Below are 15,478 nucleotides of genomic sequence, written 5' to 3'. Positions count from 1 at the left end.
TGGAGATTATTTCAAAGTCTTACCTATCACTATCAGATCTAATTGCTGATTTGGTTCCAGAGAGATTTAATAAAGAAGAACTTTCTGAAGTAGGGACAACGGTTCTTGCGATTCCTGGTGTAAACGCTTGGCGAATTGCTATGCCTGTATTAAAGGATATGGGGATAGAAAATGTCTATTTAGCGTTTGATGCCGATTTAGTAGAGAATAAAAAAGTAAGAAAAGCTCTTATAGATTTTGCGACAGAGTTAAAGAAAGAAGGCTATAACGTAATCATAGCTGCATGGAACCCAACGCAAGGTAAGGGGCTGGATGATACAATGCAAGCGGGATTTAAACCTGTATTTAAGAGGTTGTGAAAGTCATAAAGTAGGTTGATATTTTAATAAATAGGTAGATTGAAAAAGATAGAGTTTGTAATTCTATCTTTTTCTTATATCCAATTACTACAGAGGATTTAAATTAACTAAAAGAAAGGTAGAAGAGAATATGAATACATCTATGAAAAAAAATCTAGTAAATTTACGAGTTGATTTTGCTTTCAAACGCTTGTTTGGAGTAGAGGGAAACGAGGATATACTCATTGGTTTTCTTAATGCGGTATTACAATCCTCTTTAGATGAGGAAATCATTTCTTTGCATTTAGATGATCCACATCTTCCAAGGGAGCAAAAGGATGATAAATTGTCTATTTTAGATTTGCGAGCTACTCTGAATAATGGTATAAAATTAAATATAGAGATACAGGTTCGCGACAAAAAAGACATGATTGAGCGATCTTTGTTCTACTGGGCTGGCATGTATTATTCCCAAATGACTCAGGGGATGAAGTATACAGAATTAAGACCAACTATTTGTATTAATATAGTGGATTTCATACTGTTTCCAGAAGAAGAAGACTTTCATAATGTTGGTGTAGTCATGAACAAAAAATCGGAGCACATAATTTCAGAGAATATGCAATTACACTTTCTTGAGATTCCAAAAGTAATTCGAGAATGGCAAGAAGATCGAATGGATCCATGGGATGATATATTAGCACGTTGGCTATTATTATTTCCTGCATATGAAGATGAGAAATTAACTACAATCCTGGAGGGAATCGCGATGGAAAAAGATCCAGTTTTGAAAAAGGCAATAGAGGATTGGGAGCGTTTAAGTAGTGATAAGGATTTTTTACGCATATATGAGGCAAGAGAAAAGGAAATAAAAGATAGAATTTCTGAAATAGAAACGGCAGAAGAAAAAGCAGTAAAAGAAACCAAAATACAACTAATTCAAAACTTAATTAAAGTAGGTGTACCTATAGAAAAAGTTGCTGAGGCTGCTGAGTTAACTATTGAAGAGGTAAATGAAATTTTACAAAATAAATAGGTGAAATTGATAAAAACAGGTAATTGCGTCATACATGCAATTGCCTGTTTTTTATTTTTCCCCATTCTAATTAATATTTCGAAGAGAATTTTAGCGTATATACCTTTTTTATAATCTATTGTGTTTCAGAACTTTTAAACTAAAAAAAGGAAATATATTGCATATTATAAATTATGGAATTAAAATATAAAGATATATAATTACACTTACAATGAACTTCCGTAAAGTGTCTAGCACATTTATTTAGATGAAGTAGTTGAGTGTACCCAAGTATTATTTTGAGGGGAAATAATCATATAAACGTAATTTGAATGAGGGAGATAATTTATGAAATTTAAACAAACGGTATTAGCAGGCAGTATTATGTTAGCAACAACATTAACACCAATGATAGATGCGCAGGCAGAAGACAAAAAGTTTAATGATGTTCCACAAGACCATTGGTCCTTTAATGCTATTACAGATTTAGCAAATAAAAATATTGTTGCAGGTTACGGGAATGGTATTTTTGGTTTCGGTGATAATATAACGCGTGGTCAAGTAGCTAGAATGATATATAATTATTTGAAACCAACAGATGACCCTAATGTTAAAAATCCATTTACTGATGTCAAAGGGCATATGTTTGAAAAAGAAATCTTATCTCTAAGTAAAGCTGGTATTATGAGTGGCTATGGTGATGGGAATTTTGGACCTGATAATATCCTAACACGCGAGCAGTTAGCTGCTGTGTTAACAAGAGCTTTTAATTTAAAAGCAACAGCAACTACCACTTTTAAAGATGTGGAAAAAAACTATTGGGCTACGAATGCTATCAGTGCATTACAAGAAAATAAAATTGCTGCTGGTACAGGAAACAATATGTTTGAGCCAAAAATGGTTGTAACTCGTGAGCAATATGCGCAATTTTTATACAATGCAATTAATATGAAAGAAAAAGCAACAACGGAACCAGATAAACCAGAAAAAGATAAAAATGGTGGTACAACAACGGAACCAGATAAACCAGAAAAAGATAAAAATGGTGGTACAACAACAGAGCCAGAGAATCCAGGTAAAGACAATGATAATGGGACAACTAATCAAGAAGATAAAGCACCACCTACATTAAATAAAGTAGAAGTAGGTAAAAAAACATACAAAGCAGGGGAAAGTGTACAAGTAAGTGTAGAAGCTGAAGATGACGTTTCTGGTGTCCAATATGTGTTCATAGATATAAAAGGCCCTGGAGGAGAAGAAAAGAGAGAGACAGCAAATTATGACTCTCAAACTAAAAAGTGGGTTGCTAATATTCCACTAAGCTCATATGCACAGTCTGGAGAATATATAGTAAGTACAATAGTTATGTATGATAATGCTGATCATCCTGTGGTATATAGGGGTGATAGAGATTTTAACGTGAATTTCAATGTTACTGCAAATTAATTCGTGAATTTTAAAATGTTAAAATTTAGTGATGTCGCATAATAAAAGCAAGATAGATGATGATTATTCTATCTTGCTTTTATTTTTCTTAAATATGTAAAGAAAGTCTTGTGTTTTAGAAATCGTATTGCTATAATATAAGGGTAATAAGATTTAATAATAAAATAAAAAATTAATCAGTTCGCATATAAGAGAAGACCTCAATATGCGCCATGTCCTTGGGGGACGTGTGCGTGTATTGGGGTCTTTTTGCGTTTTGCGAGCAAAAACACCTGGAGGTGCAGGAATTATGTTGAATTGGTTGTCTGCAAAACTTATGACAACATCAGTAGGAGATTTCTTACTGGCAAAAAGTAGTTTTTCGAAAGGGCTTGGTGGTAATGGTGGTGGCGGTAATGCTGAAACTGTTCAAAAAAGCATGAACACTTTGGTGAAAACCTTAATTGGTTTTGGGGGAATTTGGGTGGCAGCTTGCGTTGTATTTGCAGCTATTAAACTATCTGGAGCACAAGGGAAGAACCCTGAAAACCGTACACAAGCTATGATTGGTTTAGCTTGCGCAGCAATTGGAGGCTTTGTCATGATCAAAGCTTACGATATCGCTGCTTGGGTTACGACAATCTAACATAAGAGTTTGTACAAGCTCTCCTCTATTTGGGGAGAGCTTCTCTTATATAAGGGAGGAAAAAGAATGAGAAAAGTAACCGTTCCTGTTGATATGACTTCGGAACAAAAAACACTATTAGGTGTGCTGAGCAAACGCCAATTGATTTATCTATTAGGTGGTGGAGCATCCCTTTATTTATATGTACCATTTTTATGGCGACTATTTGCACCTATTGATGCGGTAGTAGCGTTTTTTATTTGCTTAATTTTAGCACTACCAACGGTAATTGGTGTTATAGCGTTTGCATTTATATATAAAGAAAAACAACACATGTATTTAGATAAGTATTTAATTATTAAAATGCGTAGCCGCTCTGAAAAAGGTAAGTGGAGAAAAGGGTACGAGCCAACTATATGGGCAAAGGAGAATTTGTAAATGTTAGAAATGATATATTTTGCGGCGATAGCCATTGTGGGATTTTTCTTTTATCGGAAAATGAATGGAAAACCGTTGTTTGGTTCTAAGAAAAAGGGGAAAAAGCAAGGTGGAGTAGAGAAACACACTACTGAAAAATCTGGAAAGAAAAATAAAAAAAATACGCCTGCTGAATCGGAAATTGATGAGGATAATGTTGACTTCTTTCGTACTTTTGTAGAAGACATTAAGGAAATTGATAATCATATGATTCGGTATCATGATGACACATTTGTCCTGATTGCGGAAGCACATCCAGTTAACTATTATTTACTCTCCAATATGGAACAAGAAGCGATTGATATCAAAATTGAATCATGGTTAACCACATTAGAGTTTAATACGAAAGTATATATTCAAAGTAAGTTTGTAGATTTAACAGATCCTGTACGAAAAATGACAGAAACGATGAAAGGTGCGAAAGACCTTACACCAGAGACGGTTCTATATGGTCAAGAAGTTATTGATAACTTAGAGTACTGGCAACGTTCGCAACCTCGATATGAACAAAAACGTTATTTAATTTATCCATACAAGGTTGATATTAGTACGATTACGGCTGATACAGAGGACGAGTTAGAAGAAAAGATTGTAGATAAGGCATTTAACGAACTATATCGTCGTTATAATGCATCTCGAAATCTACTATCGAAAGCAAAAATTAATGTAGAAATGTTAACGAAAGATAAATTAATAGAACTTTTATACGTAGCATTTAACCGTCGTAAAGCTGTAAAAGCTCGTTTCCAGGACTTAATTGAAAACGAGAATTTCTCGCTATATTCAACAGGGGAAACGAATGAAAGAAAACTAGAGTTAATAAAGAAAGTGTTAGCGGAAGAAAAGGCAGAAAAATCAAATAATGGGGTGGCGTAAACATGAAGTTGTTCGGAAAAAAGAAAAAGGAAAAGAAAAAAATAGAAGCAGAAGAAAGGGACGAATTGGAGCTAGAGGAGGAAGAGTTGGAAGAAGAGGAAATACCGACGCAATTAGACAATCAAACAACAGTGTTTGATGTTATTGCCCCAGAAGGAATGAAAATTGATGCAGAAGATTATGGGGTCATTAAACAATCTTTAGGAAATAATACGTTCTTCCGTCCGTTTTATATTCCACGTGATGGGTACCCGCGTATGATGCAAACCAATTGGCTCAACATGTTAACTTCGGCTGGGGAAGTGGATGTCATGATCGATATTCATAAAGAGCCAAAAGCTAAGGCAATGCGATCATTAGATATGCAGCTGACGATGTTACGCTCCAATCTTTCTTTCCAACGTACACGAGGAAACATTGACCAAGAAAAAGACTTAGATGCAAAAATTCAAGATACAAACAATTTAATGGATGAAATCCAGTTCAATGAAAACGACTCCTATATGGTGAGTACCATGGGTGTTGCGTATGCCGAATCAAAGAAAGAATTGGACGTTTTATGTGAGTATATTGAAGATGAAATGCAAGCATCTCACTTTAAGATAGCAAGTACTTGGAACCGTGTGAAAAGTGGTTTGAAAGCTACTATGCCACTAGGAGCACCAAATACGCTGCAAGATACCTATCGAAATATCGATAGACGTGCGTTATGTACATTTGCACCTTTTGTGTCAGGTTCCGGAAGGTTTAACGGTGGGATACCAATAGGAAAGAACAAAATTACTGGGCAAATAGAATTTTTAAATTCATTCGGGAATGCAGATTATCGTCCTCCAAACTATAACATTGGTGTAACAGGGATCTCGGGTTCCGGGAAAAGCTTACTTTTAAAAATGAAGTTAGCTCGTGAAACGTCACTTGCAGATACGCATGCAATGATTATCGATCCAGAAGGAGAATTCGTAAAAATTACAAAACGTTTAGGTGGTATTAATTTAAACATTTCACCTGAAAGTAATATCATTATCAACCCTTGTGCAATTGCTGTAACAGAACTTCAGATTACGGATAAAGATGAAGAGCTAGAAGCACTTGAACAATACGATAAGAAAGAACTCGTAGAGCGTGATGGCGTGAAGTATGTAAGATTTGTACCAATTTTAGAGAAAATCAATGAAATACTCGGATTCTTTGACATTATTATTCGCGGACAAGACTTTGATCAACCAGGATTAAATGTATTCCAGCGTACAATGCTAGAAGATGCAATCCGTGAAGTGTTTGATAAACATGGTATTACCTCACATCCTTCATCTTTATATACAGATGAAGTGAAGAAGGTGGATGGACAATTAATTCAGTCCCAAGTGAGAAAGTCAGAACCAGAGTTAAAAGAAATCTATGATGTCATAGTAGAACATCATGGAGACGATGTGAAAGCAGAAGAATTGATTGCCGCGATTCGTCCATTCTTACGCGATGGTTCAAAACCATTATTTGATGGACAAAGTCATTTTGGCCGTGGTGTAGAAACACAGTTAAATGAATCGCGTGTTGTTAATTTTAATATTAGTCATTTAGAAGAAGGATTCTTAAAACCAATTGCTTTCCACGTTATCTTGAACTATATCTGGGAGCATTGGATTAAGAGTCCAGAACATGCTATCAAACGAAAAGTACTATATGTGGATGAGATGTGGCAGTTTATCGACTATGAACAAACGGTTAACTTCTTGGAAAAAGTAGCACGTCGTTCACGTAAAAGAAATGCCGGTATGTGTTGGGCAAGTCAGGACTTTGTTCGTATTTTAGAAAATGTAAAAGCTCGTGGTATCTTGCAATCTACTTTCTCTTATTTCTTCTTAGAACAAAATAAGATTGATAAGAAAAAAATTCAAGAGAACTTTAATTTAACTGCTGGGGAATTAGATATTATCCTAAACAACCCAGGAAAAGGAGAAGGAATTTTCCGTGTAGGAGATAGTTCGGTTTGGATTCAAACAGATCCATCAGATAAAGAAATGATGTTCATTGAATCCAATGAAGCTGTACTACAAGAACTTTTAAATAATATGAAAAAGGTACAAGGGTACGCAGGTTAATAGCGTACCCTTGATAGGGAAGGTGAAATTATGCTTGATAAGATAATCGGATGGGTTGGCGGCTTAATCGTTTCTATGGTTAAGACCTTCCTTTCTCCTATCTATAAATTAATTGATTCTATCCCCGATTTAATTTTTGGTGGGAACAGTACAAAATTAAATTTTTTATTTAAAGAAGACACAGTTGGGAATGTATTGAGTTCGGGATTACCAGTCATGTTTAAATTTGCAGCCTTTTTAGTCTTAGTCAGTGCTGTAATTGCTGGTGCAAAGTATTCAGCAGCTGCCATTAATCCAACGAATCGAACATATATCATTGAATATGCGAAAGATTTAATGATTGTTTCTATTTGTATTTGGCATTTAGATTTCTTTTATAACTTTGTAATTGATATTAATACTTGGGTAACATCGGAGTTTAAAAGAGCGATAGGAGAACATTCACTAGATATTTTTAAACCAGGTCAGACCATTGCAAATTTGACAATGGATAATAATAAGGATGACTATTTATTTCAAATTTTTGCGATGTTGATTGAAGTTGGATTATCACTTTGGGCAAACTTCTTCTATTTAATGCGGGCAGTATCTATTTATATTTTGATGTTAATGGGACCGATTATGGTTGGTATGTGGTTATTCCCGCAAAAGAAACAACAAACGCTATATTGGATGCGTGAATTTGTTGGTACAGTACTCATCCAAGGTATCCATGCGATTACTATATGGTTGATTTTTGTACTAGTAGGCAAAGCAGATAATACCATTATTAAATTAATCTTATTTGCTATGTTTATTCCTATAGGCGAAATTGTAAAAGGGTTCATTGGTTTAAGTACAAATACGGTGGGAGCAGTAAATCGAGCAGGCACGATGCTTGGAATGGGTGCCTTAGCAAGTATGGCGGGCATCGTTAAAGGAATACGTGATGACCATCGTAGTAATAAAGAGAAGGCAAAAGCTAATAAAGAAGGCGAGGAAGATAAAAAAGAAGATGCTGATAATCCTAAAAATGCGTTGGGAGCCAATTTAGGGACAGATGTAGGTACAACATCTCGTGCAGCTCGTATGTTAAAAGCAGGTCAAATTGGAAGCATGGTTGGAAAAGCAACGGGCGGACTCGCAGGATTAGCAATGGGCGCGGGACTTGGACCAGAAGGAATGGCAGTAGGAACATTTGCTGGAAGTAAAGCAGGTGGAGTTCCTGGTGCTGTAGCAGGAAGAACATTAGCAGCTGGACTTGAAGGAGTTGCTAGTGCTGGGAAGCATATTGGTTCCAGTGTGAAGAAAGGTACAGACACGTATAAAGGGTTAAATGGGGAACAATATCCAGAGTTAACAGATGAAGATATTGCACAAGATTTAGCCACTAAAGATTTTGAAAATTGGAAAGCTGATAATCCTGATTCTGCAGTTGCGAGTCGTTTAAAACAAGCATTTCCTGGTGCATCCGATGCAGAGATTGCAAAAAAAGTAGCGAAAACAAATAGTGATCAAATGTCTCATTTCAAAAATCAGCGGAAACAAGATTTACAAAATATGAAGAAAAATGCTACACCATATGGAAACGCCAGAGATTTAGTCAACGCTGCGACTAATGCATTCCAAAAGGGATATGAGGCAGACCATAAAGATACATTTATGAGTCAATTACCAGAAAATATGTCAGCGGAAGAGAAAGAGAAAAAATGGAATGACCATCTGAACTCAAAAGTACAAGGATTTAGAAGCCATGTAGAACAGGTTGCAACAAAAGCTGGTGCAATGCCAGTTGATGCGAAAGATAAGAAAGGGAACAACCTGTTTGATAAGTCCTATGTGAATAAAGATGCTTTTGCTTCTCAACTTGCACTTGGAAAAGTTGGAAAAGTAGTTGAAGGGGTAAAAGGAGAAACACTAGAGAGTGGCCATCAAAATATGGGACAAGTAGACTCACTTGTGGGTGCGTCTACTGCTGCATTTAAAAAGGCATATAGTGCAGATCATAAGGCTGGATTCATGAAGCAATTCCCTGCAGATGTACCACAACAAGAAAAAGAGGCTGCATGGAACAAACACTTGAGTCAAAAAGTGCAAGGATTTAAAAATCATGCACAGAAAGCTGCCGAACAAGCTGGGATTATGCAACAACAAGATGGGACTAGCTTTGCTAATAAAGATGCCTTTGCTTCTCAGTTATCACATCAATTACAGAGCAATCCAAATATAAATGCAATGGGTGTATCTAGTGTATCTGGCATTCAAAAAGCAGTAAATGGTGTAAAAACACATAGTTTAGCAAATGGATATGGAAACCAGAAACAAAAAGGTGTAAGTAATGTCGGGAACTTAGTACAAGCATCTACAGAATCTTTTAAACAAGGATATGCAGCGGAGAACAAAGCAAACTTTATGAAAAACTTGTCTCCAACTATGTCTCAAACGCAAAAAGTAGAAGCTTGGCAGTCTCACTTGAATGATAAAGGTAATGAATTTAAAGCAGTTGCTCAGCAAGCGGCGGTACAAGCGGGAGCAATGCCCGTACAGGCAAAAGATACGAGTGGTAAGAGTCTACATAATCAATCGTATATTAATAAAGGTGCCTTTGCTTCGCAATTGACGAAAGGTTTACAAAGTCATGCTAGTCTTGGAACAGTGAGTCAACAAGTAGGTTCTGGAATTACTAGTGCGATTCAAGGTGTTCGTTCACACGGTGTTGCGACAGGTGGTGCAATCAATAAAGCTGTGTTTGCAGCTACGCAGACGCAAGCGAGTATGGCACGTGCAGGAAATCTGTCTGTTTCTGAAATTGAACGCTCATATGCGGATGCATCAGCTAGTGTAGCAAATATTTCGCAAAGTGCTGGGAAAATGACGATTCCAACTTCAGCAGTGGGACGTATGACACAGCAAAGTAAGATGGTTGGTGTAAGTATGATGGAAGGTGCCAAACATCTCGTGCATACAAAAGGTATGGAAAATGTATCACAAGCATACCTTAATGCGTCTAGTGCTGTTCAGCAGGCTGGTGGAAATGCAGTACAAAGAGTGATGAGTGGAACTGCAGCTGCCGTTCATACTTCGTTAGGAGGTAACTCAGCAGAACGCCATTACAGTGTGACAAAAGGATTAAGCTATGCAGCAGGTGTTATTGGTGGTGTAGGTGCTTATCAAGCGACTGCACGTATGGTAGGCAAACATAATCCGTATAACAAAGCTGTCCAAACAGAGGCAACAGAAATTCAAGAGATACTTAAAATGGTACCAACAACAACGGATGCTACTGGAAGACAATCAGTTGCTCAAGGTGCAGTACGTCTTGTTACGACAAATAATAAATCATGGATTGAAGCGAAAGATTCCAGTGGAATGACACAAGTTGTATCTCGTTATGGTAGTGGAGATAGTAGTATTCGTTCCGGACAAGTGGTATATCAAGATTTAAATATTTCAGACGGTCAATTAACACAGCATCGTAATGGTATGAAAGCTATGCCAGCGTATATTCAAGATTCTAGTGGCGGGAAAATTAGTATCAATCGTTCTATCAATATTAACCCAAATCAATTAGTAGGAAATCAAAATCAAAGACCTTTACAACAGAAACCAGTATTTACTGAACCGCCACTTACAGTAAATCATAAGGTAGACAATGGTCACTTCTATATGTCTGATTTAGACCAAGGGGGATACCAGAATGTGCAAATGGTGGTAGAAAGAGATCGTAGTTATATGGTTGCTACCACAACAGATGGTACAGTGTCACGTATTTCTCCGTTCGGAAAAGGAGATACGCGATTGCAAGCAAACCAAAGGATTGAAAGGGTTTGTGAAGTGCAAGATAGCAGTATTAAACCGAGAGAAGAAACCCTAGTAACTCATACACAGGACGAAGTTGTACGTACAGAGACACATTTGAATTTATCAGAACATGACCCACAAAACCTGATTCCATTTGCGCCAAACCCTCGCTTAGCGCAGCGAAGAAGAAGAAATAATGAAAATGGAAAGTATGGAGTGACAAGTCTATGAGTCAAAATCCTAACGATCCAAATAATCAGAAGAAAAGTAACCCTTTAAAAGATGCAACATCTCACTTTATTAAGAAAAAGGGGATGCAGGCAAGCGGGAAAATGGCAAAAATGGCAGGGAAAGCAGGAAGAGCGGCAGCGAAAGCTGCTGCCAAACTGCTAAGAGCTGGTATAGTAAAAATTGTCGGAGCTATCGTGGGAGCAGTAGGATTACCTGTTGCTCTCATTATGGCTCTTATTATTACTGTATGTGTTATTCTGGCATCTTTTGTACCATTTACCGATGATGAAAGTAAAACAGAAGAACAAGTGAAAAAGTATATGGAAATTTCAATGGCGTTAAACGTAGACTGGAAAGAGGTCGTCGCTTTTGACATGGCGCGGTATGATAATGATTTGACTGGAAAAGATCCTCACGATGCTATATCATATTTCTTGGATATCCAATATGAAGAATATACGGAAAAAGAGGTATGTGAGGCAGGGCCGAATGGTCCTTGTGAAAAAAAGAAAAAGGAGATGCAAAAAACCAAATCTGAAAGTTATTCCGGACCAGATGTAAAAAAGATATTGGGAGATACAGATTTTAAGAAAAAAATAGATGAAATTAATGCAAGCGGAAGTAAAAAGGTAACAGTATCTTCTCATGGTTTAGAGAAAGCGATGGAACTTGCAAAATTTAGTGAGAGCCAAAAAGATCGTGCTCGTGAGATATTAGCCGCAGGGATGTTAGAAGGGCTATATGGTCATCTTGCTCCTACTACTGGTGGATTTATTGGTGGTATGTGTGTAGGTAATGTGAGTCCTGGTGGAGAGCCTGTTAACCTTAATGCAAAAGTTACAGGATACCTTCCTAAAATTAAAGAAATGGCAGAAAAACATGGTGTTGCTCAATATGTTGGTATTTTGGCTGCCCAAATGATGCAGGAATCAGGTGGATCAGGAAATGACCCGATGCAGGCTTCAGAGGGGCATTATGGAGACATGAGCCCATCTTGTATAGGTGTAAAGGGGAATGCACGTGTAGGATGTATTAAAGATCCCAACATTTCTATTGAAGCAGGCGTACAAGAATTTAAAGATGTGTTAGCAAAGGCGAATGGAGATATAGCCCTAGCCTTACAATCTTATAATTTCGGGTCAGGATTCATTAGCTATGCATTAGCGAAGGGTGGTTATTCAGAAGAAACAGCCATTGAGTTCTCAAGAAGTAAGAATCATTTAAACCCAGCTGGTTGCTCCGATCCAAATAACTTCAGGACAAAGGTTAACGCGTGCTACGGGGATTACACGTACGTTTCTAAAGTTTTAAAGTATTACAAAGATTTAGGTTGTGTGGCAGATGCATCTGGCGAATGGATTTCTGATAAAGGTTGGAAATGGCCAACGAAAAGTGGTCGTATTACAGATACATTTGATGCAGTTCGTAAGGGAATACAACATAATGCTGTAGATATTGGGGCTATGACCACCGGAAAAGCTGGAGACCCAGTATGGTCGATGGAAGTAGGTATTGTAACAGCCCAAACAGGAAATGTAAATGGTGGTGGTCTAGGTGTTTATGTAGACCATGGAAATGGTATTGTATCCCGTTACTTACACTTAAGTAAAATATTAGTTGCACCAGGAACCATGGTAACAAAAGGACAAATAATCGGGGAGATGGGCGGTTCTAATTATAGTAAAAAAACTGGTTTACTTAATATGAATGGATATGCTGTCCATTTAGATTTCCAAATTCGTATTAACGACCAACCAACGGATCCAATGAAATTCTTTAAGAAAAATGATGATCCAGGTCTATCATCTGGTGGTGCTCCTACAATGACAAATGCTAAACGACAAAAGGTATTGGAAGAAGCAAAAAAATGGGTTGGACAAGGGAAAGTGAGCTATGTATCCGGTGCTAGAAATCCAGCTGCAGGTAGTGCAGATTGTTCTGGATTCACACAATATGTGTTTAAAACCAGTATAGGTGTTCAGCTAGGAGATTGGACAGGTGCTCAAATTGGACAAGGAAAACAGGTGCCAGATATCGGTCGTGCACAACCAGGAGATTTAATTTTCTATGAAAATCCTAACCATGTATCTATTTATTTAGGGAATCAGAAAATGATTCATATTGGTGATAATAAGGGTGTACAAATTACAGGTCTAAACTATACGGCAAGAGGACAACATATGTCGCAAATCCGTAATGTAATAGACTGATAAGGGACGAGAGTAGATGAAGAAAATAATCAACATTTTATCCAATATGCCTCGTAAGTACTTGGTCATATTAGGGATTATCGTACTAGTGGCAGGTGTTGCTGCTTATAATACTATTCATGATTATATGATGAAATCACAAGTGCAAGAGGAAGAACAAGTAAATCAAGATGAAATCGAGATATTAGGAGATAAACCAAAGGGGTTTGATACAAAAGAAGAAGAATATATTGCGAAAACAAAAACAGTTGAGGATTTACTACGAAAAATTTCTAATGGTAGTTATGATGTACCGTATTTATTTACAAATGCTGGATTTGGTATTGAGCCAATGAAAATGACAAGTAATGAACGTATGCTTGCTACAGAAGCTGTTCAAAGATATTTCCTAAATGGGGATAAGTTTTACAATGCACGTATTACCAAAATTGACCGTGGGAAAAAAGTAGATACATTTCATATAGAGGTTTTAATACAACAGGTAAACTTCTTGGAACCACGACAATTTAAAATTCAGGTAAATCAGTATGCACAAATTGTAACACCAATTGAACAAATACCACATGGACAAGAAGAAGTACCTGTGGATTAACTGAAAGATAAGGGTTGTGAATAAAAATCACAACCCTTATTAAAAAATATAAAGAGCACCTAAAAATATTGAATATTCACAATTTTCTGATATAATAAAGTTATGGTTAAATGGAATTTATATATATTAGTGAAATGGTATAGATGCGGAGGTAAAAAGAATGAGATTATTATTTGGAACAGCAGCAAACTATTTTGCAGGATATTCATCTGGAAGAGGTTCGGGATTTTTAGGGACATTATTTGGATGGGCTTTATTAATAGGTAGTGGATACCTGTTGATCACAAATTGGGATAGTATCACAGTTTGGATGCACAGTTTAGATATTGTAACAGGATTAGATGGTTATGAAGACATGAGCAATGGATTTATATTCATCTGCTTGCTTGTAAGTGGTTTTATTTTCATGCTATTGTTACCAGTCTTCGCAATTGTATTAATAGTGGGTGTGGTATTCCTGAATATTGTCATCTGTACAATTGTATTATTAGTATCACCAAGTACATATAAAAAAAATAAAGATGTGGAGAGTGAATGGAAATGAGTACAATTCTAGTTTTAGGTGGTTCAAATGGTAGAACATTAGAGAAGTTAGCGAAAAAAAGAGATTGTCAGGTAATTTTTCACGATGGAAAAAATCATGGTGGTGTAAAGAAAACCTTTCGTAGTGTTATAAAAAAATGTGATGTTATTGTAGTGCAGAAAGGTGCATGTGGTCATGTGTCTATTGATGTAGCAAAAGAATACGCAAAGAAGTATGATGTCCCACTTTTATTTAATCAGGGTTTTGGAGGAACAGGTGCGTTAGAGATTGGGTTAAAGTATTTGCAGGCTGCATGAGGTTTGATACATATGAATGGAATTATAATTGCTAAATTGATATATATATAATTTAAAGTATGATAGGAGAAAGGGACATATTTAATAATTTCCAAGTGTTATTGTAATGAGCAATATCGAAAAGATAAAGAAAGTGGAGGATGTAAATAAGAATATGAATAGTGATACTAGATATAAATCGGGTTTCATCATTTTGATTTATTTTATAATGACACAATTTGTGGGTATAATAGGTGTACAATTGCTAGCGAAGACAGGCTGGTATGATATTCAAGGAAACCAACAGCAAGCAATCCAACAACTTCTAGTGCATTGGGAACTAATTGGATTTTCACTTACGTTAATAATCATTTTTCTTATATATAGTAAAGAATTAATAAGTGATCCAAAGTTATCGACTAAATTATCAAGAAATTCATTCGTATGGATTTTAGTTGGGATTATATTAGTATTTGTTGCGCAGATGGTTGGTAGTTTGCTAGATAAGAGTTTATTTCAGTTAACTACACAATCAGCAAATACGTCTAGTACAGTTTCTGCTGCAGCAATATCCCCTGTGGCACTTATTTCAATTGTTCTTCTTGCACCTTTAGTAGAAGAGTTTGTTTTTCGTTATGCGGCCATAAATATCTTAACTCGAAGGTTTAAACAAACCTGGGGTATACTAATAAGCTCATTTTTCTTTTCTATTATACATTTTGACTTTCCATTTATATTTGGATATTTTCTAATTGGACTTGTACTTGCTGTAGTATATGTGCGTACTAATAGGTTACTAGTATCATTTTTTGTTCATGCTAGTATGAACTTTATTATTGTTATGCTTCAGATTTCTTGATGAAATGGAAGACAAAATCGCGCAATTTTTCATTGACATCTATAACGAATAAAAAACTATCTTAAAGATTTATCAACTAATGAATATATGATTACAAATATCTTTAAGTCAGAAGGTGTTGAGAAAAAT

12 protein-coding genes and 1 pseudogene are annotated in these 15,478 nt (G+C 36.2%); all 13 read left to right on the top strand.

Features of this window, described 5'->3' with window-relative positions:
- Positions 1–5: 5 nt before the first annotated feature.
- Positions 6–359 (top strand): annotated as a pseudogene (locus tag H6481_RS20780) (DUF3854 domain-containing protein); the annotation flags it as partial.
- Positions 360–489: 130 nt separating this feature from the next.
- A complete protein-coding gene (locus H6481_RS20775; RefSeq protein ID WP_182813059.1) occupies positions 490–1,374 on the top strand; it encodes an Rpn family recombination-promoting nuclease/putative transposase in 885 nt (294 codons plus the stop codon).
- Between the two features lie 327 nt (positions 1,375–1,701).
- Positions 1,702–2,799, top strand: a complete 1,098-nt coding sequence (locus H6481_RS28955) for an S-layer homology domain-containing protein (protein WP_259347385.1) — start codon at positions 1,702–1,704, stop codon at positions 2,797–2,799.
- 205 nt (positions 2,800–3,004) lie between these two features.
- Positions 3,005–3,424, top strand: a complete 420-nt coding sequence (locus H6481_RS20765; protein WP_182813058.1) for a hypothetical protein — start codon at positions 3,005–3,007, stop codon at positions 3,422–3,424.
- A gap of 66 nt (positions 3,425–3,490) precedes the next feature.
- Positions 3,491–3,841: a PrgI family protein gene (locus H6481_RS20760; protein WP_016090329.1), complete on the top strand. Its 351-nt coding sequence runs from the start codon at positions 3,491–3,493 to the stop codon at positions 3,839–3,841.
- Positions 3,842–4,756, top strand: a complete 915-nt coding sequence (locus tag H6481_RS20755; protein ID WP_182813056.1) for a hypothetical protein — start codon at positions 3,842–3,844, stop codon at positions 4,754–4,756.
- Positions 4,757–4,758: 2 nt separating this feature from the next.
- Positions 4,759–6,858 carry a DUF87 domain-containing protein gene (locus H6481_RS20750; RefSeq protein WP_182813054.1) on the top strand — a complete coding sequence of 700 codons (2,100 nt, stop codon included), beginning with the start codon at positions 4,759–4,761 and terminating at the stop codon, positions 6,856–6,858.
- Positions 6,859–6,888: 30 nt separating this feature from the next.
- The gene (locus tag H6481_RS20745) at positions 6,889–10,869 is read left to right on the top strand and encodes a hypothetical protein (protein WP_182813052.1); all 3,981 of its coding nucleotides are present in this window, start codon (positions 6,889–6,891) and stop codon (positions 10,867–10,869) included.
- A complete protein-coding gene (locus H6481_RS20740; RefSeq protein ID WP_182813050.1) occupies positions 10,866–13,079 on the top strand; it encodes a lysozyme family protein in 2,214 nt (737 codons plus the stop codon). The genes H6481_RS20745 and H6481_RS20740 overlap by 4 nt, the downstream gene beginning before the upstream one ends.
- A gap of 16 nt (positions 13,080–13,095) precedes the next feature.
- Positions 13,096–13,671 carry a hypothetical protein gene (locus H6481_RS20735; RefSeq protein WP_182813048.1) on the top strand — a complete coding sequence of 192 codons (576 nt, stop codon included), beginning with the start codon at positions 13,096–13,098 and terminating at the stop codon, positions 13,669–13,671.
- Positions 13,672–13,831: 160 nt separating this feature from the next.
- The gene (locus H6481_RS20730) at positions 13,832–14,215 is read left to right on the top strand and encodes a hypothetical protein (protein ID WP_182813046.1); all 384 of its coding nucleotides are present in this window, start codon (positions 13,832–13,834) and stop codon (positions 14,213–14,215) included.
- Entirely contained in the window at positions 14,206–14,511 is a 306-nt protein-coding gene (locus tag H6481_RS20725; RefSeq protein ID WP_062821598.1) for a DUF2325 domain-containing protein, read from the top strand. Before H6481_RS20730 ends, H6481_RS20725 begins: the two co-directional genes overlap by 10 nt.
- 154 nt (positions 14,512–14,665) lie before the next feature.
- Complete coding sequence (locus H6481_RS20720) at positions 14,666–15,349, top strand: type II CAAX endopeptidase family protein (RefSeq protein WP_182813091.1); 684 nt, start codon at positions 14,666–14,668, stop codon at positions 15,347–15,349.
- The last annotated feature ends 129 nt before the right edge of the window (positions 15,350–15,478 follow it).

It is taken from the genome of Bacillus sp. ME78, from assembly GCF_903970865.1.
In the GTDB taxonomy this organism is placed as follows: domain Bacteria; phylum Bacillota; class Bacilli; order Bacillales; family Bacillaceae_G; genus Bacillus_A; species Bacillus_A cereus.
The sequence above is the reverse complement of the archived record's forward strand: the minus strand, read 5'-3'. Positions and strand labels throughout refer to the sequence as shown.

Bases quoted from the DNA above. Each gene is read 5' to 3' on its own strand.
- H6481_RS20775 (WP_182813059.1), top strand. From the start codon at position 490: ATGAATACATCTATGAAAAAAAATCTAGTAAATTTACGAGTTGATTTT.
- H6481_RS28955 (WP_259347385.1), top strand. From the start codon at position 1,702: ATGAAATTTAAACAAACGGTATTAGCAGGCAGTATTATGTTAGCAACA.
- H6481_RS20765 (WP_182813058.1), top strand. From the start codon at position 3,005: ATGCGCCATGTCCTTGGGGGACGTGTGCGTGTATTGGGGTCTTTTTGC.
- H6481_RS20760 (WP_016090329.1), top strand. From the start codon at position 3,491: ATGAGAAAAGTAACCGTTCCTGTTGATATGACTTCGGAACAAAAAACA.
- H6481_RS20755 (WP_182813056.1), top strand. From the start codon at position 3,842: ATGTTAGAAATGATATATTTTGCGGCGATAGCCATTGTGGGATTTTTC.
- H6481_RS20750 (WP_182813054.1), top strand. From the start codon at position 4,759: ATGAAGTTGTTCGGAAAAAAGAAAAAGGAAAAGAAAAAAATAGAAGCA.
- H6481_RS20745 (WP_182813052.1), top strand. From the start codon at position 6,889: ATGCTTGATAAGATAATCGGATGGGTTGGCGGCTTAATCGTTTCTATG.
- H6481_RS20740 (WP_182813050.1), top strand. From the start codon at position 10,866: ATGAGTCAAAATCCTAACGATCCAAATAATCAGAAGAAAAGTAACCCT.
- H6481_RS20735 (WP_182813048.1), top strand. From the start codon at position 13,096: ATGAAGAAAATAATCAACATTTTATCCAATATGCCTCGTAAGTACTTG.
- H6481_RS20730 (WP_182813046.1), top strand. From the start codon at position 13,832: ATGAGATTATTATTTGGAACAGCAGCAAACTATTTTGCAGGATATTCA.
- H6481_RS20725 (WP_062821598.1), top strand. From the start codon at position 14,206: ATGGAAATGAGTACAATTCTAGTTTTAGGTGGTTCAAATGGTAGAACA.
- H6481_RS20720 (WP_182813091.1), top strand. From the start codon at position 14,666: ATGAATAGTGATACTAGATATAAATCGGGTTTCATCATTTTGATTTAT.